Here is a 25,220-nt window from a genome sequence, read left to right on the forward strand (position 1 = left end):
AACGGTGGTCACAAGATTGCGTTATCATTGGACCATGTTCGAATCTGAGAACGATCCGTCGCCCCGTGCCCGCATCCTTGAAGCGGCAACGGCCCTTCTCCGCACTGAAGGACGGGAGGCCGTCTCGACGCGATCGGTGAGTGCGGCGGCGGGCGTCCAGCCCCAGACCATCTACCGCCAGTACGGCGACAAGGCGGGACTCCTCGACGCGGTGGCCACCGAGGGGTTTCGCGTCTACCTCGAATCGAAGGCCGCCCGCCCCCGGGCAGTGGACCCGGTCGATGATCTGCGGGCCGGATGGGACCTGCATGTTGCCTTCGGCCGGGAGAATCCCGCGTTGTATGTGCTGATGTACGGGGAACCTGATGTGGGGCGTGATCTTGGTTCCGCGGGCCAGGCTGCCGACATCCTCCGCGACCTTGTCGGCGCTGTCGCCAGGGCCGGTCGGCTGCGTGTCGATGTTGAAAAGGCCGCAGCCATGATCCAGGCGGCAGGTGTCGGGGTGGTCCTCACGATCCTTGCGCAAGGGCCCTTAGCGGTGAGCGGGCTCTCCGAGGGGGTGCGGGAAGCGGTGATCGAAGCGGTCGCCACCGGGCCGGAAGGTAGGGAAACGATAAAGTCATCAACGCCCGCAGTTGAGCATGCGATCGCCCTTCGGGCGTCGCTCCGCGATGTCGACAAGAACCTCTCCCCCGGAGAAACCCTCCTGCTCGACGAGTTGCTGAGCAAGATAGCCGACCGAAGCTGAAGCCGACAATCGCCCTCCGATCCGACGCCAAAAAAGCCCAGGAGATCGACGAACTTCCCCCCGGGATCGGGGCCCCTCCATCCCGGGGATCTTCGCAGGTGCGCGAGGCGGAGGACTCGCGCACGTGGGAATCGTCGTTGTCACTATAGACGAAGAAGTCCCTGTCATTTTCCGATGTAGTGCACACGACTTTGGATATCTGTGCCCTCGACTTCGGAAAATGACACCCGCCCTGGAAGATGGGCTGGTGGATTCCGGGCCCATCACAGATGAGGGTGTAGCAGTCGGCGGCGCGTTCGACAGCGACACGGCAACCGGCATGATGCCCGTTGCGCACCGCGTCGCCGGCGTGATAGCTTTCCGGTTATCGTGATCAATCGGTAGGAGGTGAGACCCATGAACGCAGTATCCATAGTGGGCGCTCCCCTGCAGTCCACGATCGCGCGACTGAGGTAGTCGCCACCGGGAGCGCCCGATAAGGCAATTCGCGAAAGGCGACTCCCATGAACACAACTCCTTCTTCACCTCTGCACCTCACCTCGACGACGGCCTCCGACCGGCCGAGGCCCGACCAGGATCAGCCGCAGGTCGACGCCACAAGGCGGGCGCGCGCCGGGGGCGAGCGAGCATTGGTCCTCGGTGGCGGCGGATCGGCAGGCAATGCGTGGTTGATCGGCGTCATCGCCGGCCTGTGCGAGGCCGGGTTGGATGTGACCGAGGCCGATCTGATCATCGGTACGTCGGCCGGCTCGACGGCCGCGGCCCAGATCACCGGCGCGAGCCCGACCCAACTGCTTGCCGACATCCTCGCCGCCGTGCCCCAGCCACGGACTGGTCCGGGTGGATCCGACCGAGGACGCATTGCGATCAGGCCGGTTGCCGACCATATGCGGAGGATGGGCGAGATCATCGCCGCCGCTGAGGATGCGGCCGACATGCGCCGCAGAATGGGCGCGGCGGCACTCGACATGGATGCGGCGTCGGATGGTTCCTGGCAAACACAGTGGCGCGCTACCGTCGCCGCGCGGCTGCCCAGCCAGCACTGGCCGCAACGAACGGTGCTCATCACGGCGGTCGATGCCCATACCGGTGAACCCGTCGTGTTCGACCGCCACAGTGGGGTCGACCTGGCGGACGCCGTCGCCGCCAGCTGTTCCAGTGGCTTTCCCTACAGGATCGGGGACAGCCGATACATCGACGGCGGCTACCGACGCAACGAGAATGCCGATCTGGCAGCCGGATACGCACGTGTGCTGGTGCTGTCACCCTTCGGCGGCAGAACACGGCATCCGCTGGAGTGGGGCATGCAGCTCGCGGCGCAGGTCGACGAGCTTCGCGCCCGCGGGAGCAGAGTCGAAACCATCGCCCCGGACAGCAACCCCCGGGACATGTTCGGCGCCAATGCGATGGATCCGTCGACGCGTCCACCCGCCGCCCGGGCCGGACACGACCAAGGCAGAGCCCTCGCCGGGCAGCTCGCGGAGTTCTGGCGCTGACGGCCACGAAACCAGTCGACTCGGTAGGCGTGAGGACACCTGCTTCTGCCTCGGATGGCCGATGGGCGGGACATACCTCACGCTAGCTTCCTTCCCCCCGGCCCGGGCCCGGTGGTGCGGTGTGGGACTGCCGGGTCGTCGAGACCGACGAGTTCGCCCGGTGGTGTCGCCGCTGCGGATGCGAGGCTGCGCCGCGCGACAGCGTGACCCGGTGGCTGGCGCACGAGCCGCCGGGTGGCGCCCGACGACGTTGCTGATCACGATCCGCCGCTATCGCTGCGATGGGCGCTGGAAGGCATCGTGTGCCAGCACTTGACCGTCGCTCGGGTCGCCGAGGGCCTCGGCGTGTCGTGGAACACCGCGAACGACGCGGCGCTGGCCGAGGGCAGGCGTGTGTTGATCGAGGACCCACACCGGTTCGACGGTTTCGCCGTGGCCGGCGTCGACGAGCACTGCTGGCGCCACACCGGCACCGCGCTGCTCACCGAGAAGCATGGCAAGGCCGTGATCGACTCCGTCGCCAGCGGCGTCCCGGCCACGCTAACCGAGATCCGCAAGCTCGGCCGGACCCTCAAGCAACGCGCCACGGACATCCTCGCGTTCTTCGACCGGCCCGGCACCAGTCATTGTGGCGGCCTGTCCCGGTTCATTCCCAGATGCAGACCCCACGGATCCGAACACGGCGAGGGCCGCCGACCAGAGATGGTCAACGGCCCCGCGGTGCAGCGTTCTTCGGATCTCACAAAGCGGCTCAGCTGCCCTTGTGGCCTCGACCCTTGCACACGTCCTCGCGGTAGACTTGGACAATCGATGGGCGCGGCGCGCTGACCTCGCCGCGGGCCGGCTGCGTGCCGGCCGCCACATAGTCCGGGAAGAGTGAGTTTGGCTTACCGTAGCTGCCGTCCTCGCCCGGGTGCTGCACCGCCACGTAGACCATCGATTCCTCGTCATGCACAATGGGCCCGCAGGTTTCGGCGTTGCGCGGCATGGAGAGGAACTGCTGGACGTTGCCGCGGTTCGTTCCTTCCAGACCCACCTTGAACAGGCCGTCGTTGTAGCCAATGCCAGACGGAGCGCCGTCGGTGGAGATCCACAGGTTGCCCTGCGTGTCGAAGGCCAGATTGTCTGGGCAGGAGATCGGGCTGACCTGATCCACGGGAAAGCCGCTGAAGTAGGTGACGTCGCCCTGCGCGGGATCGCCGCAGAGCATCAGCAAGTTCCAGTCGAAGGTGGTGGATGTCTGGTCTCCGCGCCGTTCGGAGATCTCCACGATGTGCCCGTCGCGGTTGTCGTTTCGCGGATTCATCTCATCGGCCGGGGCGTTGGCCCCGACACCTCGGTTGGAGTTGTTAGTGCAAGCCACGTAAACCTTGCCGGTCTGAAGGCTCGGTTGCACATCCTCGCAGCGGTCCATCTTGGTGGCACCGGCCTTGTCGGCGGCAAGGCGCGTATGGACGAGCACCTCTTCGATGCTCATGCCGGCAATGGCGCTCTTGCCATTGAGGACGAGCGGCAGCCATTGGCCCGCGCCGTCGAACTTTCCGTCTGCGGGAACGGTGCCCGAACCGTTGATCTCTGCCGCTGAGTTGCCGGTGAACTTGGCAACGTACAAATCACCCTCGGACAGCAGGGTCATGTTGTGTTGCTTGTCGTTCTTCTTGTACTTGTTCTTGGAGACGAATTTGTACAGGTAATCGAAGCGCTCGTCATCGCCTGAATAGGCCACGGCCTTTCCGTTGCCGGCCATGATCACGTTGGCGCCCTCGTGCTTGAAGCGACCTAGTAGATCGTCGTGGCTAAGGTGCGCAGTTGGAGGGATGATGTTCCTGGCGGGTTCTTCCCCGACCGCCCGCCGGGAGCGAGACCACGATGTCCAGGACGAAGTCGCGGCCGGTGGCGCTCAGCCCGGCGGAGCGGCAGCTGCTGACGGCTCTGACCCGCACGGGCTCGCATCCGGCCCAGCAGGTTCGCCGGGCCAGGATCCTGCTCGAGCTGGACGAGAACAGCCCCGGCCGCCACGGGCCGGTTCCCGCCCAGACGGTGGTGGCCGAGCGGGCCGGCGTTGCCGTTGACACGGTCGTTAAGGTCTCCAAGGCCTACGCCGACCGGGGCGGCGACGTCGTCGCCACGATCACCCGGAAGAAGCGGGCCACGCCGCCGGTGGAACCGACCGTCACCGGCGAGGTCGAAGCCCGCCTGATCGCGCTGGCCTGTTCCGCCCCTCCCGAGGGCAAGGACCGGTGGAGCCTGCGCCTGCTCGAGAAGCACGTCGCGCTCATCGAGGACATCCCCGACCTGGACCACTCCACCATCGGGCGGGTCTTAAAAAAACGGAACTTCGCCCCCACCTGAAACAGTGCTGGACCATCCCGCCGCACGCCAACGGGGAGTTCGCCGCCCGGATGGAAGACGTCCTGGACATCTACGCCACGCCCTTCGACCCGGATCGGCCGGTGGTGTGCATGGACGAGAAGCCCTACCAGCTCCTCGCCCACGCCCGGGACCCGATCCCGGCCGCGCCCGGGCGCGACCGCAAGGAGGACTCGGAGTACGTCCGGTGCGGGACGTGTTCGATCTTCGTGTGGGTCGAGCCCCTGGCCGGCTGGCGGCACGTGGACGCCCAATCCCGCCGCACCATGCTCGACTGGGCCCACCAGGTCGAGCGCCTGCTCACCGTCGACTACCCCGACGCCGGGAAGGTCGTGCTGGTGATGGACAACCTCAACACCCACACGATCGGCTCGCTCTACGAGACGTTCGCACCGGCCAAGGCCCACGCCCTGGCCCAGCGACTCGAGATCCACCACACCCCCAAGCACGGGTCCTGGCTGAACATCGCCGAGATCGAACTCTCCGCCCTCACCCGCCAATGCCTGGACAGGCGCATCGACGACCTCGACGTACTTAACCACGAACTGGCCGCCTGGCAAGCCAGCACCAACGCCGACCAGCGGCAGGTGAACTGGCACTTCACCACCAGCGACGCCCGCACCAAGCTCCGCCACCTATACCCCGAATATTAGAGACGACGATCTACTAGACTGGTGTGCTTCTTGGGTACGGAGTTAGGGTTCTCGGGGTCGAGCTCCACTATGTAGCCGAACCGGTTGGGTTCGTTGCGGTAGTCCTGGCCGCGGGCGTCGAAGCGGGGATCCTCGTTCTCCCAGCCCATGGCCGTGGCCTTGTTCTCCAAGCCATAGCGGCGGTCCTCGGTGGAGGTGCCATTGGTGCGGAAGAAGCCGTTGAAGTTCTCTTCGCCGGAGAGGATGGTGCCCCACGGTGTGGAGCCTCCGGAACAGTTGCCCAGGGTGCCCAGCACAAAGCGGCCTTTGGGATCGCCCTTGGTCTTGACCAGGTCGGAGCCGGCCAATGGACCGGTGAGCTCGAATACGGTGTCCAGCGTGATTCGACGGTTCAGTGTGCCGCCACGGACGTAGTCCCACGGCTGGCCCTTGGCATCGCGGGTGAGCTCAACCACTGTCATGCCAACCGCGTTGCGGAAGATGTTTCGGCGCTGCGCCTCTTCGGCCGCGGAGGCGGGCGCGGCCGGGAACATGATCTGCGGGTTCACGTATTCGTGGTTGCAGACCAGCAGGCCCTTCTTGCCATTGGGTTGGCGAAGGATCTCCGTGTAGTCGTTGTTGTAGCCAAACTGCGTGGCCTGCGCGGCCGCCGTTTGCTTCTCGAAGTTGAAATCCGGGGAATCATTGAACAGCGGGTCACCCCACCGGATGATCGGCGACCAGTCGTAGCCGGCGGGGACGTCGAAACTATCCACCGCGGCGTCCACGGCCTTGATCGGGCTGAAGGGCAGCCGTGCGTTGCCGGAGCCGTTGGATCCGCTGGTGTTCGTGACGGGCTGGGCGGCGGCCGGGGCTGCACCGCCCAAGGCGACGACGGCGGCGCCCAAGACGCCTGCCGCACCTACGCCCAGTGCCGTGCGGCGGGAGAACTCGGCAGAAACAATGTTCCGGAAGTAGCTGTTGGCGGACGTGTTGCAGACGGCCTTGGCACAGGCATTGTCGCACTTGAGATTGCACGTCACAGCACTGCGCTTGCCCTTGGTATGTCCCAACATGGGCAGCAGCTTCTTCTTCAGATCAGTCATGGTGAGCCTTCCATAGGTGGTGCGGTGGGTCCCACACTGCCAAGGCCAAAAGACGGAACTGCGTGGCCAAGCTGAACAGCCAATGAACAAGGCCGCCGATACGGCGACTTCGTTCCATTGGGGCAGGCGTGAGCATGGCAGTTTGGTTCAGGGCGGATGAGGGTGCGCTCAACGAGATCGGTGGCGTGCCGGTCGGGCAGATCCGCCATGGCAACTTCACCAGTGCTGTCATGGCGGTGGTGTTCGGGCAGGGCCGGCAGCGCGAGGAGAACAACCGGTGGGTGTGGTTCCGCCGCAACAGACACTCCCCATGCCTGTCGCTGAATCCGTGGATGAGCTCAATGACCGGATCCGCGGCTAGGAAGTCCAGTCACCGTTGCCGGCAGAGGTCTTCGGCCTGGGGCTGGTGCTGAACCCGAGGGTTGGCAGGTCCGCGATGGTTACGGCGCTGATGGTGAAGTACTCCGTGCCGGCACGGTTCATCGGCAGGAAGGTCCGGGTATCCCTGCGGGCGTCCGAGGCCGTGGGGTTCGGCGGCCTCGGCGTGGCGGCAGGCATCAGCGGGTAGCCGCCCCTACCCTGCGCCTGCCCACGGTCCGAGCGGTCCTGGACGAAACCCTGACCGCCGCCGGGAAGGAACAACTCTCCAACCAGAGCTTCCTGGCCGAGCTACTGCTGGCCGAGTGCGACGACCGGGACCTGCGCTCCTTGATCCGGCGCGTCAAAGCCGTGAACTTTCCCCGGGACAAATGGCTGGGAGATTTCGATGTCTTGGCAAACCCGAAAATCAACCCCGCCACGATCCCCACCCTCGCCACAAGGCTCGTGAACGAACTCGTGGAAGCCGTCGATGAGAAGGTCCTGGCCAAGACCATCGCCCAACAAACTACGGGCTAGGCTAGCCGGGCGGTCCTCATTCAAGCCGCGACAACGGTGTGAACCGAATCAAGCTTCTCGCGGGTGTGGCCGGGATAGAAGTGGAGCGGAGGAGCCCGACCGGTCAGGACTCGGCTGCAGACCGGATTTCCGAGTAAGAGGAACACCAAAATTTTGTTGGGTCGTTTGGTTACACTTTGGGGTCTGCCGGACATTAACAGGGCATGAGCTTACAAACCGTCCGGAAGGAACGAGGGGTCTTGGAGAGGGAGAAACGCTTCTTGGCGACCCATGCCGCCTGCCACGACCGCATCTACCGCTATTTCCGCCGTCGAACAGAAAACGCCGCCACCGCTGAAGATCTTTGCGCCGAAGTCTTCAGGATCACGTGGGAAAAGACGGGGCAAGACGACAGCCTTTCGGTCATGGTGCTCTTCGGGATTGCGAAAAACGTGCTCCGCAACCATGACCGGTCCACCCTTCGATCCGCCACTCTCCTCGGAGCTCTTCGGTTCGAACGGAGCCATGAGCGCGACGATAATGAATCCCCCATCCATGCGGCACTGAGCCGGCTCGGCCCCGACGATCGCGAAGTACTGCTTCTGACCTACTGGGACGGCTTCAGCTCCACCGAGGTCTCGGACCTGCTCAATACCAGCGCCACAGCAGTCAGGATGCGTTTACACCGGGCCCGCAAAGCCCTAAGCCGCCTACTAAAAACAGAAACACAGCCAGAGGGAGCAGAAGGATGAGTAAAACCAGCATGTCGGGCCGGTTCGGACGTCAGCTTGCCTCTGTCGATCCCGGGGACTCCGTCAGCGAATCCGAACTGGCCAGGAGCCGGGCCCGGTCCCTTTCATTCCTGAATTCCGAGACCGAGGCCAGGATCGGGGCCGTATCCCGCATCGATGCACACACCCCGTCGCACACCTCATTCAGGGCAAACCCGACACGCATCCGACGCCGCATTGTGCTGGCATCGGCGGCTGCGGCTCTTCTCGCGGGCGTCATCGTGGTCGCTGACGTCACCCTGCCCAACCATCCGGGAGCAACCGCCGAGGCCGTCGAGGTCCTGAACAACGCCGCGGCGGCAACAATCCAGACCTCCGACCCGGTGGTGGGAGCGGGCCAGTACCTGAAAATCGAAACAACATCCGTCAACTTCGGAGGCGCGCAAGCCGCGGACGGAAGTCAGTTGTCCTGGCTGGACAAGACCGGCGGGCAGCTCTATGTTCCGGCAGACCGGGAGGGGGAATGGGTCTGGAACCGCGAAGAGCGTCTCCCCCTTGAGTCCTCCAGCGAAGCCGCCAAGGCGGCAGCGGCCGAGATGCGGAAAGCAGATCAGGGGCGGCCGGAAGGGCAGCCCCCGATGGTCGGGATTCTGCGTGCCCCAGGGGGCGCCTTCTACGGGAGCGAACCAACAGTCATTGCGGGCACGCCCCTCACCGAGGCCGGCAGTCTGCCCAGGGATCCACAGGCTCTGCTGAACCTCATCTACGAGCGGACGAAGGGGGCCGGGAAGTCTCCTGAACGAGAAGCCTTCGTGACGATCGCAGACAGCCTGCGCACCGGCGTCGTCCCTGCCGACCTGCGCGCCACCCTCTACAAGGCCGCTGCCCTCATCCCCGGCGTCACCGTCGGGGACAGGCAGGCAACAGTCGACGGCAGGACGGGGATCGCCATCGGCATCCCCTCTCCCGACGGAGTAGCGAGAACGGACATCATCATCGATCCCACCTCGGGACTGGTAATCGGGGAACAGGACGTACTGCTAAAGGATTATCCCGGCTTTCCCGCCGGGACCGTCTCAACCTGGACCTCCGTGAAGACCTCCGTGGTGGACTCCGCCCCCTAAGCTTCGATGACCACTATGGAGGACGCTTAGGCGTCTCCGATGTTCCAGGCCTCGGAACGGGGCCGCACTCTGCCATCCGCAGCCCACGGACCAGAGTCATCCCTCAACCACGAGCTGCGACAAGTAGAGACGGCCGGTCACTATTGGGGGGACCGGCCATCTCAGTGGTCCTGAATCAGGTTGACACACTCAGGGCGGTCAGCGTTCTTGGCGAACCAGTCGGCACACTCCCCCGCGGATAACATCCGGGTCGTTGGTTCAGTTCCCGACGACGGCTGTGGCGCCGACCTCGGCGGCAGACTGCTGGCGGTATTTCACCTGGCACGCCGCCTGCCATACGACGATGGTTCACGCATTCATCGACGGGAATCCCCGACTCCCCGGTCATGGCCATAGTGCGCAGAGACTGTACCTCCCAGCACATCAATGAGCAAGAAGATTCCTGCCGCCATGTCACCGGGGCGGGTCGGGCGCAGGATCCCGAGTGTCCGGCACACTTGAATTCCATACCCGCAGCCTCGGTGATGATCAGTTCTTCCCCACTGACCCATACCCTCGGAATCGAGGTCAGGACGCAGTGGTGCGGGTGGGCCTCCGCGAGGGCTTCGACCCGAATGGGGATCTCGGCCCGCGCGGTGCACAACTGCTGGATCATCCTCGCCAACTGCGGCTGCACGAGGCCGGCTCCCCCTGGTGGCTGACTTGTTCCGCTACCAACGGGAGAGCCTTCCATGCGCCGTCTGGGAGGTGGTGATGGCACGTAGTTTTGCCCCGTCCTGGGACAGTGTCCGGTCCAGGAACTCCATGCCTGTTCGGTCCAGTACCACCGTGGTGGTCTGGCCTGGACCGGGATCCCCTCCAGCAAAACGAAGTCGAAAGCTTCCCGGAACCCGCGAACATCTCCTGGCGGTCCAGGCAGCCGGCCGGTCCGAGGCAGGGCGCGTCGTTGCCTTCCGGGCTGGCTGCAAGACTTCATCTCACTGCCTTGGGCAGCAAGTCAATTTGGTGGTCTTAGAGCCGGAAGCTGGAACCCTTTGGCACGATGGCTTCGCCATCGTGGACGATCCGTTCGGTCATTGCCGCGGCGGCGATCTGACCACCGAGCAGCTCTCCCCAGTGGGCGGAGCCCAGGTTCGAGGCCAAGATCAGCGCGGCATGCTCGGAGCGGGAGGGTGCCAACTGGAAGAACAGGTGCACCGCGTCCGACTCGAAGGGAATGTAGCCCAAGGAGCCAGAGGCGACGATCAGCCCGTAGCGTCCCCGACAACTCGGAAGGCGCGGTCCTACTCAGCCAGATCCCCAGTAGATCGCCGGCTTCCCCTGGCCTGAGCTGCGGGGTTTCCGGAATGCCGTCCAGACCCTCGGGCAGTGCCTCGCCGTGACCCATGTGAGGTTGTCGATCCGGACGCTAGAAAGCCAGCGCAGCGATGACAATTTCATCCTTCGCCTGCAGCACGATTCCCCTACCACTCGACGGACGCGGCAGCCACCTCCACCAGTTCAATGCCGGGGTGCTGCCGCGCGACCGTGAGTGCTGCCCGGTCCGGATCCACACCTGTCATCCTCTCGGCATGGCCGACGCGAGGTAGAGGGCGTCGCAGAGCCCCAGGGGTTGAGCAGGTCATAGAGGTCCGCCGCCTGGGCATCGGAGCACATCCGCTGATTGGTCATCAATCGAAGCGTAGCCATCCTGCCGGACGGGGGCCTGGACATTCCCTTCCGCGGCCAGCGGTGCCGTGGACGCGGCCCGGGTCTGAAGTGCTGGATCCACTGCGGGCGGCCTCCCCTGGTGGGCCTCTGCGGGAAGCGCCCTGCGGTCCGCTTGCGGTCCACCCTGGCAGTGGCCGACCGCTGATTCGGCTGGAGCTGGTCTCCCATGTTTCACGTGAAACGGAGCCGGACCGGAGGCTGCCCTAGGACGAGACCAAACCCCGGGCCACCATCGGCTGCGTTGCGGGCCAGGGCAGGTGTTGCTGGTCGTGGGCCAGCCCGCCACCATTCGCGTCCTGCCGGTCGCGGTGGCCCAGGCGGAGGGCATCCTGGTCGGCTACCTGCCCGGGTGGACCGCAAGCGGACCGCAGACCTGCACCCGGGCGAGGCCAAGATGCCCGGGGCGCGGCGATCATTGCCGAGGCCGCCCGGCTCCCGCCCCACGCCCCACGCCCTGCGCCCTGTGCCCTGTGCCCTGTGCCCTGTGCTCCATCGTGGTTGCCGACGAGCAGGCCGCGGAACTGTCCACGTTCTGCTGCTTCGATGACGACCTGGCCAAGCAGCCCACGGCCACCTCGAACCGGATCCGCGGCCTCCTCACCCAGATCCACCCGGCCCTGGAACGGGTCGTAGACAAGCACCTGGACCACCCGGCCGTGGACGCACTGCTGGCCAAACACTCGACACCGGCGGCGCTGCGCAGGGCCGGCCAGCCACGGGTTGCGGCCCTTCTCTCGAAGTACGCGCCCAGAGCCAGGAAGGGCTGGGCCGCGGATGCGTTCACAGCACTGGGCGCGCAGACCGTCGTGGTTGACGGCCCTAACGCTGCGGGCATCGTCCTGCCACAGCTGGCAGGGATGTATGCCCAGCTGCGCACCGCCCGGGAGTATGTCGTCACCCAGGTCGAGGCCCTCGTGGCGGCCCACCCTCAACACCGCATCTTGACTTTCATTCCGGCGGTCGGGGACGTCGATCCGCGGCGACCACCCGTTCAGGCCCGACACCAGCCGTCGCCTCCTCACAAGAAATCCCATGCCGACCCTTAAGGAAGAATTCAGGGCACCCTCCCGACGGCGGCACCCGGAGACCCATTCGGCCCATCTGGTTTTGGCTCCCGTTCGCCAGCCACCCTAACCTCGCTTCGCTCGGCCAGGGAACCCTGCTGCTTCTCCTAGCTCCACTCAACAGAGGGGGTGCTATCAGGGGGCGGGCGAGGGCCGGCTTCGGGGTGGGCCGGTGACGTCACGCAGTCTTGCGGTCGCCCATACCGTCGAACCGTCTTGCTGCCCGTAGACCGAACGCGGCGCCATTGCTTCTACCCTGGCGGGGCCTGATAGCCCTAGCGGAGCGGCGTCCTTCTGGCGCGTGGCCAACCTCTCAAAGATGGTGACCGGCTGCAGACGGGCGCATCGATATGCCCCGATGGTCTGATCCGGCAGCTATGCTCGGCCATCCGGTATCGAGATCAAGGTCCCGTTCTGGCTTCAAAACGGCCAGTAAAGCTTGTTGGATGACGCTCTTGTTTCACGTGAAGCAACGTACAGTTCGCGCGATGAACGAAGAGTGCTGTGGTCCGTGGCCAGCCGTTCAGGCTTTCTTCCACGCCGCGCCGACGGTCGGCCGCCGCGGCAATCGGACGGCTTGATCCCATCAGGTCCCGCCCGGTTCCTCCCAGCGACGCCCGGCTGCCCTGGCGGCAACCCATCCACCTGGGAATCCCGTGCGTGCCCTCGCACCCCGAGGGTCGCCGGTTGCCATACGCCCCGGAGCCGGCCAAGAGTGGCAGTGCTCCCGAACAGCGCAATAGGGTCCACGCCGCACCGTCGGCCGCCACAGAAGAGATGGGTGCTCCCCTAACGGTGCCCCGGTCAACTCCCTGCCCGAATCCAACTCTGGATGTCCGCTGGCCAGTGGCCGACCGGATTTCGCGGCACCACTCCTCCTGAACCACCGCGGCGGGAACGGTTGCATGGGGGCGAGTGAGGCACTGCTCTGTGGCTGGTCGGCTTCAGTCTGACAGGCGCCTTGTCGCTCAACAGGGCAGGCACCCATGCCGTCGACCGCGGCACGGGCCAACGTGGGTATGGCGCACCGATTGGTTCGTGCACCACGGAACCGCCAAGCTGCAACCCAAGAACACGGGCCACGGCAAGACCTCTGACCGCACCGGCAAGTAGTGGGGTTGGAACGGGTGAGGTTGGGACGGACGCGCAAGCACGCTGGACATGTTTCACGTGAAACGACATCGGCCGCATGGAGACCGGTGGCCAGGAAGATCCGGACGGCGGGCAGACGCCCCGGAGCCCGGCGCACCGCAAACCGTCAGCAAACATTGACCGCCTGGTCAGTTCGGCCCGGTGAAACGGACTGCAGGAAGTGGGCGCAACCGAACGTCGCCATCCCTGGGCGCGGTCCGCACCAACATCCCACGAGGCGCCAGTTCTCAATCAGAGCACCTGCCCGGCACCCAAAGGCTCTATTCGGCAGCCGCCGGGCCAGATCCACGGGATTCACCCTCCAATTCGGTGCGCTTAGGATCAATCCTGGAGAAGCCAAAAGCAAGGGATGAGGGCATGGAAAAGGGGCCGTGTGGTTTCACGTGAAACCACACGGCCCCTCCCTGAAGCAAGATCCTATTCGGAAGCCGGCGACAACACATCCATGATGCGGTTCAGGTCCTCCACCGAGGCAAACTCGATGCTGACCTTGCCCTTGCGGGCGCCGAGGGAAATCTTGACGTTGGTGTCCAGACGGTCGGCCAGCGAGGTGGCCAGAAAGTCCAACCGCTCGTGGCGGGGACTCGGCTTGGCCGCCGGGACGCGAGCTGCCTCGTCAGGTGCCTGGTACATGGCCACTGCCTCTTCGGTGCCACGGACGGAAATGCCCTCGGCAACAATCCGCTGGGCCACGCGTTCAATGGCCGCAGCATCCGGCAGGGCCAGCAAAGCCCGGGCATGGCCGGCGGAAAGCACGCCGGCGGCAACGCGGCGCTGCACGGTGACGGGCAGCTTGAGCAGGCGCAGGGTGTTGGACACCTGGGGACGCGAGCGGCCAATCCTGTCGGCCAGCTGCTCGTGTGTGGTGCCGAAGTCCTCCAGCAGCTGCTGGTAGGCGGCTGCCTCTTCCAGCGGGTTCAGCTGGCTGCGGTGCAGGTTTTCCAGCAGCGCATCGCGGAGGAGGTTGTTGTCCTCGGTGTCGCGGACAATGACGGGGATGGTGGCCAGACCGGCTGCCTGGGTGGCACGCCAGCGGCGCTCACCCATGACCAATTCGTACGGCTCCGCACCCTTTTCGGCGGACTTGCGCACCACGATGGGTTGCAGAACACCGATTTCCCGGACGGAGTGGACCAATTCGGCCATGTCTTCTTCATTGAAGACTGTGCGTGGCTGCTTCCGGTTGGGATGGATGTCCCCCACCGGCAGTTCGAGGAATTGGGCGCCCGGAACATTGAGCAGCGGCGCCAACGGCTCCGCCTTCTTCCTTGTTTCACGTGAAACAGCTGTGGAAGTCGCCGCCTGGCGTGCCTTGGGTTCCGGGAAGAACAAGTCCACGGGCCGCGAAACGGTGGCCGTTGTGGTGCCGCCGTCTGCCTCGTCCCCGGCTGCGTTCGGAATGAGTGCACCCAAGCCGCGGCCCAGGCCCCTGCGCTTTTCAGTCATGGACAGTTCCCTCCAGTGGAAGATCCCAACGAATATTGGGTGAAGACGTTGCGGTGTAGATGAAAGTCTAGCGTTCGGCCAGTTCGGCCGCGGCTTCCAGGTAGGACAGCGCGCCGGTGGATGAGGGATCGTATGTCATCACGGTCTGCTGGTAGCTGGGTGCCTCGGAAATACGCACGGAGCGCGGAACCACAGCACCCAGCACCTGGTCCGGGAAATGTTCACGGACATCTGCGGCCACCTGGGCGGCCAGATTGGTCCGCCCGTCGTACATGGTCAGCAGGATCGTGGAAACCACCAGATCCGAATTCAGGTGCTTTTGGATCATTTCGATGTTCTTGAGCAGCTGGCTGAGGCCTTCCAGCGCGTAGTACTCGCACTGGATGGGAATCAGGACCTCGTTGGCGGCGCAGAAGGCATTGACTGTCAACAGGCCCAGACTGGGCGGGCAGTCGATGAACACATAGTCCAGCCGCTCCTCGCCGTTCTTCTCGCGGGTCTTGGCATAGACATCCAGCGCACGGCTGAGCCGCTGCTCGCGGGCCACCAGGGAAACCAGCTCGATCTCGGCGCCGGCGAGGTGGATGGTGGCCGGGGCCACGATCAGATTGTCGATGTCCGGGCAGGGTGCGACGACGTCGGCCAGGGCCAGGTCGTTGATCAGGACGTCATAGATGCTGTCCACATCGGCATGGTGCTCAACACCCAGGGCCGTGGAGGCGTTGCCCTGCGGGTCGATGTCCACCACCATGACGTTCAGTCCGGCGGAGGCCAGGGCCGCGGCAATGTTCACCGTGGTGGTGGTCTTGCCAACGCCGCCCTTTTGGTTGGCAACGGTCAGGATGCGCGTTCTCGACGGGCGCGGAAGCCTGCGGCCCAGCAGCCGCTCGCGGCGTTTGTTCTCGCTGATGAGCTGGCGTGCGATGGGGCTGCCGTCGTCCAGATCGTCCAGGATGCTGCCCGTGACGGGGATGTTTGTTTCACGTGAAACAGCCGTCCGACGCTGATTCTCAATCGGATTCGGTTGATTAAGTATGGAACTTGCCGCCTTGGCCTGCATGGTCACAGCCTGGGAGCCGGAACGCGCAGAACCCAGCGACATGAACGGCGGGATCCGTTGCATAGATCCTTCAGTGCTTGTCACTGTGCCACGCTCACTTTCATAGGGCTTTGCTTGCCGCTCCCTAGCCTATCGGTTGCGGCTGGGAGCAAGGGACTTGATGGGGCCGGTGCCGCGAATCAGCGGCGGGCCACCTTCACGCGAACCACTGTGGTGGGCTCGTCCAGGATGTCCGCACCGGCGGTCACCACCTCGGTGGAAACACCGCCCAGCTTGCGGATGATCTTGGCCGCCTTCTCGATTTCCTCGGCAGCGCTGCGGCCCTTGATGGCCAGCAGTTCACCGTGTCCATCAAGGAGCGGAATGGTCAAGGGTGCCAGCGTGTTCAGGGCAGAGACGGCGCGTGCCGTCACCACCGAGCATTCGACCTTGCCCAGTGCAGCCTCGGCACGGGAGCGGATGATCTCCACGTTGTTCAGCTTCAGATCCATCACCACTTCTTCGAGCCAGGCGACGCGGCGCTCCAGCGGCTCGATCAGGGTCAGTTCAAGGTCCGGGCGGGCGATCGCAAGGCACAGGCCGGGCAGGCCGGCACCGCTTCCGACGTCGGCCACGTGGGCGTTGGGGGCAATCAGCTCGGCGACGACGGCGCAGTTGAGCACGTGCCGGCTCCAGAGCCGGGGCACCTCACGGGGCCCGATCAGGCCGCGCTCGATTCCGGATGTTTCCAGGTGCTCGACATAGCGCTTGGCCAGATCCAGCCGGTCGCCAAAAATGCGCTCGGCGGCAGCCAGTTCGACTTCGGTCAGCTCAACCACAAAAAATCTCCTCAGCACGGGCCACGCCGGCCGCCCCGAGGGGCGGCCGGCGTATGCCTCATGGCTTGTTTAAAGCGCGGTGACCACGATGTGGCGGTCAGTGCCTTCGCCCTCGGATTCGCTGGCGAACCCCAGATCGGCGATGGCGTCATGGACAATCTTGCGTTCGTAGGCACCCATCGGGGCCAGGGCCACGGCGCCCCCGTCGGCCTTCACCTTGTCCACAGCATCCTGGGCAATCTTGGCCAGCTGGCCGTTGCGCTCTTCGCGGTAGCCGGTGATGTCCAGGACCAGGCGGGAGCGGTTGCCGGTGGCGGAAAGAACCGACAGTCGGGTCAGTTCCTGGAGTGCCTCCAGCACCTCGCCGCCGGGGCCGACCAGGCTCTTGAGCCCGGCGGTCTCCTCATCGGAAACCACGGAAATGTAGGTGCGGCCGTTGCGCACCTCAATGTCGATGTCGCCGTCAACGTCGGCGATGTCCAGAAGTTCCTCGAGGTAATCGGCGGCTACGTCGCCCTCTTCCTCAAGCCGGCTGGCACCGGTGGCTGCGGACTCAACGTCCGTGGCGTCGTCGTCGTTGGCAAGCTCTACATGGCTATCAGCAGTCATTACTTCTTCTTCCTGTTCTTGCGCTGCGGCTGGACACGCTGGCCCTTGGTCTGGACAATCTCTTCCACGACGGCTTCGCTCTTCTTGCCGACGCTCAGCAGGGGCAGACCCTTGGCCGCGCGGCGCTGCTGGTATTCGCGGTAGGCCGGCGAGCCCGGAGTGGGCATGCGGCGGATCACGAAGAACTGCTGGCCCATGGTCCACAGGTTGGTGGTGGTCCAGTAGATCAGCACACCGATGGGGAAGTTGATGCCACCGACGCCGAAGACCAGCGGCAGTACGTACAGCATCATCTTCTGCTGCTTCATGAACGGGCTGGCCATCGCGTCGTCGCTCATGTTCTTGCTCATGATCTGCTTCTGCGTGATGAACTGCGAGGCGGTCATGGCGACGATCATCAGCAAGGAGAGCACGACGACGGCGGCGTTCAAGTTGCCGCCTTGGAGCTGCGGCAGGAAGGCGGCAGAGAGCGGGGCACCGAAGATTTCGGCCTTGTCGAACTGCACCACCTGGGCGTGGCTCATGGCACCGATGGTGTCGCCGGCGGAGCTGGCGTGCGAGACGCCGGACAGCACCTGGAACAGGGAGAAGAAGAACGGCATCTGGATCAGCATGGGCAGGCACGCGGAGAACGGGTTGGTGCCGTGCTCCTTGTACAGCGCCATCTGCTCCTGCGCCATGGCCTGGCGGGAGAGCTGGTCCGTCTTGCCCTTGTACTTGGTCTGAAGTTTCTTCATGTCCGGCTGCAGCGCCTGCATGCCGCGCTGGGCCTTGATCTGCTTGACGAAGACGGGGATCAGGGCAGCGCGAATCACCAGCACCAGGCCAATGATGGACAGAGTCCAGGTCACGCCGGAGGCGGGATCCAATCCGAGGAAGGAAAAAGCGTCATGGAAGAAGACCATGATCCACGAGACCAACCATTTGAAGGGAGCCAGGATCGCCCCGAAGAAATCAAACATTCTTTTCTATTCTCCTCAAGCCGCCGTGCGGCCTTCTGCATCCGATTGAGCTGCCAAATACCGATCCGGATGGTTCAGCTGGACAATGTAGGGGACCAGCGCGGGGTCATCCCCGTGGTCGTGGGCCGGAACGGGGTCAATGCCCCCGGCGTTCCAGGGGTGGCAGCGGAGCAGGCGCCGCGCCGCCAGCCAGCTGCCCTTGACGGCACCGTAGACGGTGACCGCTTCCAGGGCGTAGGCCGAGCAGGTGGGGAAGAACCGGCAGACCGGTCCGTAAAGAGGGGAAATGAGCCGGCGGTAGAGCTTCAGCGCAACAACAAGAAGGTTGCGGGGAGCGTTCCAGATCAGCCTGCCGGCACAAGAAAGCGCCCGAAGCGGCCAAGATGCCGCCGGGCGCTGAGCACGGGAAGGAAAGGAGGCTGCAGCAGTGGCCATGGCGTCCTAGTCCCTTCCCTTGTCGATCACTGCATCGCCTCGCGCGGGCAGGCGGCCCAGTGCTTTGGCGTATGCGCCGTCGAAATCTTTCACCAGGTCCGGCCATGTCGCACCGGCGGCAGCAGGCAATGCCCGCACCACGATGCACATGCCGTCGGGGTGGCTGCGCAGGGCTGTTCCCGCCGCTTCCCTCAGTCTCCTCTTAACGAGGTTCCGGGCAACAGCGTTCCCAACAGATTTCGCAACAATGAACCCGATCCGCGTTGGCTCGCCGGGAACAGCAGGGGCCACATATAACACTAAGTTCCGGCGCCCATTGCGGACGCCGGAACGTACAGTATGTGAGAAGTCGGCCGGGAAACGCATTCGATTCCTGGTGGCTAGCACCTTGCGCCCACGCCTACTTCTTAAGGCTCGACAAGAAAGTCAAGCAATGAGTGGTTACGCCGACAGCTCTACGCGGCCCTTGCCACGACGGGCTGCCAGAATGGCACGGCCGGCGCGGGTGCGCATGCGAAGGCGGAAGCCGTGCTTCTTGGCACGACGGCGATTATTCGGCTGAAAAGTCCGCTTGCTCACGGTAGTTACTCCAAGACTAGATGCGCCTTGCCCAGAACTACAGGGGAAGTGCAGGACGACGCTGAATTGTGTGGGTGTCTGCCCGATCGCAACCAATTTGGCAGCGAACGCACATAGGCAGAAAGCAGACACTAAGGACTACACAACGTTAGGTCATCGACGGGCCCACAGTCAAACCGGAGCCCGGCAACCGTCCCTTAACCATGCGGATGCCGGGGCCTGTGGACAGGGGATCGACGGCGCCGACTTCCACCCCCAGAGGGGCGTTCAGGGCCGTTTTGGGCAGGCTCCTGTGACATTTATCCACAAGTGGAAACCCTGCTATCTTCTGGCCAATCGATCCTCTAGGCTAGGCCAGTGGCCAGTTATCCACTGCCTGTGAATAACTCTGTGGATGACCGCTTCCAGCCACCTGATCCAACTGAGCAAAGGGTAAAAATGAGTACTGACGAGATCAACGATGTCGGCAGTTCATGGCGCCGGGTAGTGCGCATCCTTGAACAGGACGACAGCGTCACGCCGCGCCAGCGCGGATTTGTGGTCCTTACCCAGCCCCAGGGGCTGATTGGCAGCACGCTGCTGGTGGCCGTGCCCAACGATCTGACCCGTGAGGTTCTGCAGACGCAGCTCAAGGGCGCCCTGGACGATGCCCTGCGCCAGGTGTTTTCCGAAGACATCCACTGCGCGTTCAGCGTGAACTCGGATTTGGTGCCCGCACAGGAGGAGGAGCATGCTCCCGAGCCCGTTGCGGTGAAGCCGCGGCCGGAGCCGGAAGCCAAGCCCGCACCCACGCTGCCCAGCAATTCCCAAGAGTTTGGCCGGCTCAATCCGAAGTACGTCTTTGACTCCTTCGTGATCGGCTCCTCCAACCGCTTTGCCCACGCGGCCGCCGTCGCCGTCGCCGAAGCACCCGCGAAGGCCTACAACCCGCTCTTCATCTATGGCGATTCCGGGCTGGGCAAGACCCACCTGTTGCATGCCATCGGCCACTACGCCCGCCGCCTCTACAACGGCATCCGGGTGCGGTACGTAAATTCCGAAGAGTTCACCAACGATTTCATCAATTCCATCCGTGACGACGAGGGTGCCAGCTTCAAGCAGCTGTACCGCAACGTGGACATCCTGCTCATTGACGACATCCAGTTCCTGGCAAACAAGGACGCCACGCAGGAGGAGTTCTTCCACACTTTCAATGCCCTGCACAACCACAACAAGCAGGTGGTCATCACCTCCGACCTCCCGCCCAAGCGGCTGCAGGGCTTTGAGGAGCGCATGCGCTCCCGCTTCGAGTGGGGCCTGCTGACGGACGTCCAGCCGCCCGAGCTGGAAACCCGCATTGCCATTCTGCGCAAGAAGGCCATCGGCGAGGGATTGTCGGCACCGGACGATGCCCTGGAGTACATCGCGTCCAAGATTTCCACCAACATCCGCGAGCTTGAGGGCGCGCTGATCCGCGTCACCGCGTTCGCCAGCCTGAACCGCCAACCGGTGGATGTGGCCCTGGCGGAGATTGTCCTCAAGGACCTGATCACCGACGACGGCGCCCAGGAAATCACCGCGGCGGCGATCATCGGCCAAACCGCCGCCTACTTCAACATCTCGTTGGAGGAGCTCTGCAGCAAGTCCCGCACCCGGACGCTGGTGACCGCCCGCCAGATTGCCATGTACCTGTGCCGCGAGCTGACGGACATGTCCCTGCCGAAGATCGGCCAGGAGCTCGGCGGCCGCGACCACACCACTGTGATCCATGCGGACCGCAAGATCCGCGAGCTGATGGCCGAGCGCCGGGCCATTTACAACCAGGTGACCGAGCTGACCAACCGAATCAAGCAGCAGCAGCGCGAAGGCTGAGTCGTGCGCCACAGCTGAAGTAATTAACACCTGTGGATAGACCTGTGGATTGTTAAGTGCACAACCCCGGTTTAACTGCGCATAACCCACCCACCCCCTGTGGATCCCTGAAACGGCGCGGAAAGTTGTCCACCCCCATCCACCGGCCAACCCGTAGTGGCCCCACATCTTGTGCACAGCCAAGATCCGCGAACCAGCACGGACAAGCGGAGTTATCCACAGTTTCCACAGGGGTTATTAACACTACGAATCCCAAAAGATTTGGTTTTCAAACAACATTTTCGTTTCCACCACCACGCGCCCCTTCCAGCCAAACCACAATGACCAGCCCAGCTGGTCAAGGGGCTAAGCTGTCTGCAAACATGTAGTTCCACGTTGGGGATTCATGTAGTTCGCCTTGGCCTGTCGGCCAAGGACCACAAATCCCCTGCGTACCCACGATTTTTTGAGGATGAAAGGCGGCACCATTCCGTGAAGTTCAGAGTCGAACGGGATGTCCTGGCCGAAGCCGTCAGTTGGACAGCCCGGTCCTTGTCGCCGCGCCCGCCGGTTCCTGTGCTTTCCGGTTTGCTGATCAAGGCTGAGGCCGGCACCGTCTCGATCGCCAGCTTCGATTACGAAATTTCGGCGCGTCTGCAGATCGCTGCCGATGTCACTACCGAGGGAACCATCCTGGTTTCGGGACGGTTGCTCGCGGACATTTGCCGCAGCTTGCCCTCGGCTCCCGTCGACGTCGAAACCGATGGGTCCAAGGTGACGCTCACCTGCCGGAGCAGCCGATTCAACCTGGCTACCATGCCGGTGAACGACTACCCGGAACTGCCGGCCCTGCCCGAACTCAGCGGAACCGTCAATGGCGAGGCCTTCGCCCAAGCCGTCTCCCAGGTCATCATTGCCTCCAGTAGGGACGACACCCTGCCCATCCTGACCGGTGTCAAGATGGAAATCGAGGACGACTTGATCACCCTGCTGGCCACGGACCGCTACCGGCTGGCCCTGCGCGAAGTGCACTGGAAGCCGTCAACACCGGGCATTTCAACCTCCGCCCTGGTCAAGGCCAAGACCCTCAACGAAGTGGCCAAGACCCTTGGTGGCTCCGGCGAACTGAACATTGCACTCTCGGACAACAGCGAGCTCATCGGCTTCGAAAGCGCCGGGCGCCGCACGACGTCGCTGCTGGTCGATGGCGACTACCCCAAGATCCGCTCGCTGTTCCCGGACAACACTCCGATCCATGCAACGGTGGAAACCTCGTCCCTGGCCGAGGCCGTGCGCCGCGTGTCCCTGGTGGCCGAGCGCAACACCCCCGTGCGGATGGCATTCACCGACGGCCAGCTCACCCTGGACGCCGGCACCGGCGAGGACGCCCAGGCCTCCGAGGTCCTGGAGGCCGCACTGGTCGGCGATGAGATCACCGTGGCCTTCAACCCGCATTACCTCAGCGAGGGGTTGAGCGCGTTCGACAGCAAGTACGTCCGGTTCTCGTTCACCAGCGCACCCAAGCCCGCGATGATCACGGCCCAGTCCGAGATCGACGGCGAGGACCAGGATGAGTACCGCTACCTCGTCATGCCGGTGCGCCTGCCCAACTAACAGTTCGTGCGGGCCAAGCGCCCGGGAATGCCTTGGAAATCAACTCCTGACAGCAGAGGAAATGCCGTGCACATTGGTCTTGTCGGTCTTGGAAAAATGGGTTTCAACATGCGCGCCCGCCTGCGCGACGCCTCCATCGAGGTCACCGGTTTCGACCGGAATCCGGACATCAGCGATGTCCCCGACCTCGCGTCGCTGGTCAAGACACTGCCGGCACCTCGGCTGGTCTGGGTGATGGTGCCTTCGGGAGACATCACCGACGCAGTGGTCACCGAGCTCGCGGGCCTGCTCGAGCCGGGCGATCTGCTCGTTGACGGTGGAAACTCGCGTTTCACCGAGGACCAGAAGCACGCGGCCATGCTGGCCGAAAAGCAGATCGGGTTCATGGACGTCGGCGTCTCCGGCGGTGTCTGGGGCCTGAAAAACGGCTACGGGTTGATGGCCGGTGGATCCGAGGAAGACGTCGCCCGGGCCATGCCCGTCCTGGACGCGCTGCGTCCGGAAGGTGAGCGGGCCGAGAGCTTCGTCCATGTCGGCGGCGTCGGCGCGGGGCACTACGCCAAGATGGTCCACAATGGCATCGAGTACGGGCTGATGCAGTCCTACGCCGAGGGCTATGAACTGCTGGCGGCCAAGGACATCGTCAAGGACCTGCCGGGCACGTTCCGCGCCTGGCAAAAGGGCACCGTCGTGCGCTCCTGGCTGCTGGACCTCATGGTCAAGGCGCTGGAAGAGGACCCCGGCCTGGCCTCGATCGATGACTATGTCGAGGATTCCGGTGAGGGCCGCTGGACGGTGGAGGAAGCCATCGCCAATGCCGTGCCTGCCCCCGCCATCACGGCAGCGCTTTTTGCCCGTTTCTCCTCCCGCGAGGACAACTCCCCCGCCATGCGGATGGTCTCGGCCCTGCGCCACCAGTTTGGCGGGCATGCCACCAAACCCTCCGGGTCCTAGCCACCGAAGGTTTTTGTGTACCTGGAGCACCTTTCCCTCACCGATTTCCGCAGCTATGAGCAGGTGGATCTGCCGCTGGGCCCCGGAATCACTGTGCTCGTGGGCTCCAACGGGCTGGGCAAGACCAACCTGGTCGAGGCCGTCGGCTATCTGTCGACGCTGAGCTCGCACCGGGTCAGTTCGGACGGGCCGTTGCTCCGTTTTGGTGCGGACCGTGCCCTGATCCGCGCGAAACTGGTCCGCGGCGCGCAATCGGTGATGCTGGAAGTCGAGCTGAACGCCGGCCGCGCCAACCGGGCCCGCATCAACCGGGCCAATCCGGTGCGGGCCAGGGACATTCTGGGGATCTGCCGCACAGTGCTTTTTGCCCCGGAGGATCTGGCGCTGGTCAAGGGAGATCCCAGCAACCGCCGGCGTTTCCTGGATGAACTGCTGGTCACCCTGATGCCACGGCACGCCGCCACCCGCAGCGACTATGAGCGCGTGCTCAAACAACGCAATGCCCTGCTCAAGAGCGCCAAGTCCCAGCACTATTCGCGGGCCGGCGTGAGTGAGGGGCATCTTGCAACCCTTGATGTCTGGGACGAGCACATGGCCGCGGCCGGTGCGGCGCTGCTGGCCGCGCGGCTGGAACTGCTGGAAAAGCTGATGCCAAAGCTCGGTGCCGCCTACAGCCAGCTCACCGATGGATCCAAGGAATTGCGGGCCATCTACCGCTCCACGCTGGAGGAGCCGCTGGCCGAGGACGACGGCGATTCTCCGGCGGGGCTGTCCCCGGCGGTCGATGGCCAGCAGTCCCTGGCCGGACTGGGCATCGAAGAGCTGCGGGAACGGTACATCGCCGCCTTCGCCGCCTCCCGGCGCCGGGAGTTGGAACGCGGCTTGTCGCTGGTGGGTCCGCACCGCGACGAGCTCGAGCTGATCCTCGGCCAGGCGCCGGCGCGCGGCTACGCCTCCCACGGCGAAACCTGGTCCGTGGCCTTGTCCCTGCGGCTGGCGTCCTACTACGTGCTGCTGGAGGACTCGGCGATCGAGGGCAATGCGCCCATCCTGATCCTCGATGACGTCTTTGCCGAGCTGGACACCCAACGCCGCACCAAGCTGGCCGCCATCGTTTCCACGGCGGAGCAGGTGCTGGTGACGGCCGCCGTCGACGCCGACATCCCCACCGAGCTCAGCGGGGCGCAGATCCGCGTGATTCCGGGTGGAGTGGTCCCCCTTGAAGCCTGAAACGCCGGATCCCGACGACCACACCACCGAGGTGGATGCGGCGCAGGCGGCGTTGAACCGGATGCGGGCGATTGCGAAGAGCCGCGGCGAACTGCGCATCCCGCGCAGCCGGTTGGGCATGGACGCGAAGCCGAAAAAGGTGCGCGATCGGCGTCCGTTCCTTGACACCAAGGACTCCGGGCGGGACCCACTGGGCCTGGGCAAGGTGGTCGGGCGGCTGGTCAGCGAACGCGGCTGGAGCTCGCCGCTGGCCATCGGATCCGTCATGGCGCAGTGGAATACGCTGGTGGGCGCGGACATTGCCGCACACTGCCAGCCGGAAAGCTTTGAGGAAACCACGCTGCATGTGCGCTGCGATTCCACCAGCTGGGCCACGCAGCTGCGCCTGCTCAGTTCGTCGCTGCTAGCCCGCTTCGATGCCGAACTCGGCGCCGGTGTCGTGACCAAAATCCTGGTGCTCGGCCCCACCGCGCCGAGCTGGCGCAAGGGGTTCCGCACTGTGAAGGGCCGGGGTCCGCGCGACACCTACGGATAGCCGGGGGCGGCACCGCCGGAAGGCACTGCTGGCCGCCTGAAACAGGCGGGAGCACAATGCCCCCTATTCGAGGCCCGTTGGTGCGGTCCTAGCGCGCTTACTTGGCCATCCAGGGCCATGGCGCACCCGTTTGTCGCAC

At 64.5% G+C, this 25,220-nt stretch carries 22 protein-coding genes and 4 pseudogenes; 15 read left to right on the forward strand and 11 right to left on the reverse strand.

Annotated elements, in window-relative coordinates:
- The first annotated feature begins 34 nt into the window (after positions 1-34).
- The 3 genes and pseudogenes from ACQCSX_RS13800 to ACQCSX_RS13810 all read left to right on the forward strand — a co-directional run.
- Positions 35-748 carry a TetR/AcrR family transcriptional regulator gene (locus ACQCSX_RS13800; RefSeq protein WP_427015873.1) on the forward strand — a complete coding sequence of 238 codons (714 nt, stop codon included), beginning with the start codon at positions 35-37 and terminating at the stop codon, positions 746-748.
- Between the two features lie 503 nt (positions 749-1,251).
- Positions 1,252-2,244 carry a patatin-like phospholipase family protein gene (locus tag ACQCSX_RS13805; protein ID WP_427015874.1) on the forward strand — a complete coding sequence of 331 codons (993 nt, stop codon included), beginning with the start codon at positions 1,252-1,254 and terminating at the stop codon, positions 2,242-2,244.
- A 107-nt stretch (positions 2,245-2,351) separates the two neighbouring features.
- A pseudogene (locus ACQCSX_RS13810) lies at positions 2,352-2,757 on the forward strand (ISL3 family transposase); the annotation flags it as partial.
- 238 nt (positions 2,758-2,995) lie between these two features.
- On the opposite strand, the pseudogene ACQCSX_RS13815 reads toward ACQCSX_RS13810, so the two are convergent.
- Positions 2,996-4,030: pseudogene (locus ACQCSX_RS13815) on the reverse strand (PhoX family protein); the annotation flags it as partial.
- Between the two features lie 83 nt (positions 4,031-4,113).
- On the opposite strand from ACQCSX_RS13815, the gene ACQCSX_RS13820 reads away from it, so the two are divergent.
- Together ACQCSX_RS13820 and ACQCSX_RS13825 are read left to right on the forward strand one after the other, a co-directional pair.
- Positions 4,114-4,596 carry a helix-turn-helix domain-containing protein gene (locus ACQCSX_RS13820; protein WP_427015875.1) on the forward strand — a complete coding sequence of 161 codons (483 nt, stop codon included), beginning with the start codon at positions 4,114-4,116 and terminating at the stop codon, positions 4,594-4,596.
- Complete coding sequence (locus ACQCSX_RS13825) at positions 4,485-5,267, forward strand: IS630 family transposase (protein WP_427015289.1); 783 nt, start codon at positions 4,485-4,487, stop codon at positions 5,265-5,267. Before ACQCSX_RS13820 ends, ACQCSX_RS13825 begins: the two co-directional genes overlap by 112 nt.
- On the opposite strand, the gene ACQCSX_RS13830 is transcribed toward ACQCSX_RS13825, so the two are convergent.
- Positions 5,264-6,352: a PhoX family protein gene (locus tag ACQCSX_RS13830; protein ID WP_427015876.1), complete on the reverse strand. Its 1,089-nt coding sequence runs from the start codon at positions 6,350-6,352 to the stop codon at positions 5,264-5,266. The genes ACQCSX_RS13825 and ACQCSX_RS13830 overlap by 4 nt on opposite strands.
- A 376-nt stretch (positions 6,353-6,728) precedes the next feature.
- Between ACQCSX_RS13830 and ACQCSX_RS13835 the strand changes: the two genes are divergently transcribed.
- The 4 genes and pseudogenes from ACQCSX_RS13835 to ACQCSX_RS13850 all read left to right on the forward strand — a co-directional run bounded on the left by ACQCSX_RS13835 (position 6,729) and on the right by ACQCSX_RS13850 (position 9,083).
- Complete coding sequence (locus ACQCSX_RS13835) at positions 6,729-6,920, forward strand: Mu transposase domain-containing protein (RefSeq protein ID WP_427015877.1); 192 nt, start codon at positions 6,729-6,731, stop codon at positions 6,918-6,920.
- A pseudogene (locus ACQCSX_RS13840) lies at positions 6,854-7,234 on the forward strand (ATP-binding protein); the annotation flags it as partial. The gene ACQCSX_RS13835 and the pseudogene ACQCSX_RS13840, both read left to right, overlap by 67 nt.
- Before the next feature lie 275 nt (positions 7,235-7,509).
- Positions 7,510-7,980 carry an RNA polymerase sigma factor gene (locus ACQCSX_RS13845; protein WP_427015878.1) on the forward strand — a complete coding sequence of 157 codons (471 nt, stop codon included), beginning with the start codon at positions 7,510-7,512 and terminating at the stop codon, positions 7,978-7,980.
- Positions 7,977-9,083, forward strand: coding sequence for a CU044_5270 family protein (locus ACQCSX_RS13850; RefSeq protein ID WP_427015879.1), 1,107 nt, complete (start codon positions 7,977-7,979; stop codon positions 9,081-9,083). The genes ACQCSX_RS13845 and ACQCSX_RS13850 overlap by 4 nt, the downstream gene beginning before the upstream one ends.
- Before the next feature lie 1,011 nt (positions 9,084-10,094).
- On the opposite strand, the gene ACQCSX_RS13855 is transcribed toward ACQCSX_RS13850, so the two are convergent.
- A complete protein-coding gene (locus ACQCSX_RS13855; protein WP_427015880.1) occupies positions 10,095-10,310 on the reverse strand; it encodes an ATP-binding protein in 216 nt (71 codons plus the stop codon).
- 734 nt (positions 10,311-11,044) lie between these two features.
- Here ACQCSX_RS13855 and ACQCSX_RS13860 point away from each other — a divergent pair.
- A pseudogene (locus tag ACQCSX_RS13860) lies at positions 11,045-11,758 on the forward strand (IS110 family transposase); the annotation flags it as partial.
- A 1,668-nt stretch (positions 11,759-13,426) separates the two neighbouring features.
- Here ACQCSX_RS13860 and ACQCSX_RS13865 read toward each other — a convergent pair.
- From ACQCSX_RS13865 to rpmH, 8 genes are all read right to left on the reverse strand, one after another.
- On the reverse strand, positions 13,427-14,455 hold the full coding sequence (locus ACQCSX_RS13865) for a ParB/RepB/Spo0J family partition protein (RefSeq protein WP_427015881.1): 1,029 nt from the start codon (positions 14,453-14,455) through the stop codon (positions 13,427-13,429).
- Positions 14,456-14,522: 67 nt separating this feature from the next.
- Positions 14,523-15,515, reverse strand: coding sequence for a ParA family protein (locus ACQCSX_RS13870; protein WP_427019054.1), 993 nt, complete (start codon positions 15,513-15,515; stop codon positions 14,523-14,525).
- A gap of 179 nt (positions 15,516-15,694) precedes the next feature.
- A complete protein-coding gene (gene rsmG / locus ACQCSX_RS13875) occupies positions 15,695-16,333 on the reverse strand; it encodes a 16S rRNA (guanine(527)-N(7))-methyltransferase RsmG (RefSeq protein ID WP_427015882.1) in 639 nt (212 codons plus the stop codon).
- A 69-nt stretch (positions 16,334-16,402) separates the two neighbouring features.
- Positions 16,403-16,942 (reverse strand): protein jag, encoded by a 540-nt coding sequence (locus ACQCSX_RS13880; protein WP_427015883.1) that lies wholly within the window; start codon positions 16,940-16,942, stop codon positions 16,403-16,405.
- On the reverse strand, positions 16,942-17,904 hold the full coding sequence (gene yidC / locus ACQCSX_RS13885) for a membrane protein insertase YidC (protein WP_427015884.1): 963 nt from the start codon (positions 17,902-17,904) through the stop codon (positions 16,942-16,944). Before yidC ends, ACQCSX_RS13880 begins: the two co-directional genes overlap by 1 nt.
- Positions 17,905-17,919: 15 nt before the next feature.
- Positions 17,920-18,339 (reverse strand): membrane protein insertion efficiency factor YidD, encoded by a 420-nt coding sequence (yidD, locus tag ACQCSX_RS13890; protein WP_427015885.1) that lies wholly within the window; start codon positions 18,337-18,339, stop codon positions 17,920-17,922.
- 6 nt (positions 18,340-18,345) lie between these two features.
- Positions 18,346-18,726 (reverse strand): ribonuclease P protein component, encoded by a 381-nt coding sequence (gene rnpA / locus ACQCSX_RS13895; RefSeq protein WP_427015886.1) that lies wholly within the window; start codon positions 18,724-18,726, stop codon positions 18,346-18,348.
- Between the two features lie 54 nt (positions 18,727-18,780).
- On the reverse strand, positions 18,781-18,918 hold the full coding sequence (gene rpmH / locus ACQCSX_RS13900) for a 50S ribosomal protein L34 (RefSeq protein WP_011776797.1): 138 nt from the start codon (positions 18,916-18,918) through the stop codon (positions 18,781-18,783).
- A gap of 438 nt (positions 18,919-19,356) precedes the next feature.
- Between rpmH and dnaA the strand changes: the two genes are divergently transcribed.
- The 5 genes from dnaA (at position 19,357) to ACQCSX_RS13925 (ending at position 25,081) form a co-directional block, all read left to right on the forward strand.
- Entirely contained in the window at positions 19,357-20,769 is a 1,413-nt protein-coding gene (gene dnaA, locus ACQCSX_RS13905; protein WP_427015887.1) for a chromosomal replication initiator protein DnaA, read from the forward strand.
- Between the two features lie 471 nt (positions 20,770-21,240).
- Positions 21,241-22,362 (forward strand): DNA polymerase III subunit beta, encoded by a 1,122-nt coding sequence (dnaN, locus tag ACQCSX_RS13910; RefSeq protein WP_427015888.1) that lies wholly within the window; start codon positions 21,241-21,243, stop codon positions 22,360-22,362.
- Between the two features lie 66 nt (positions 22,363-22,428).
- Positions 22,429-23,316 (forward strand): phosphogluconate dehydrogenase (NAD(+)-dependent, decarboxylating), encoded by an 888-nt coding sequence (gene gnd, locus ACQCSX_RS13915; RefSeq protein ID WP_427015889.1) that lies wholly within the window; start codon positions 22,429-22,431, stop codon positions 23,314-23,316.
- Positions 23,317-23,331: 15 nt separating this feature from the next.
- Entirely contained in the window at positions 23,332-24,546 is a 1,215-nt protein-coding gene (gene recF / locus ACQCSX_RS13920; RefSeq protein ID WP_427015890.1) for a DNA replication/repair protein RecF, read from the forward strand.
- Positions 24,536-25,081, forward strand: a complete 546-nt coding sequence (locus ACQCSX_RS13925) for a DUF721 domain-containing protein (protein ID WP_427015891.1) — start codon at positions 24,536-24,538, stop codon at positions 25,079-25,081. The genes recF and ACQCSX_RS13925 overlap by 11 nt, the downstream gene beginning before the upstream one ends.
- Positions 25,082-25,220 lie beyond the last annotated feature (139 nt).

It is taken from the genome of Pseudarthrobacter sp. P1, assembly GCF_050156935.1.
Taxonomy (GTDB): Bacteria; Actinomycetota; Actinomycetes; order Actinomycetales; family Micrococcaceae; genus Specibacter.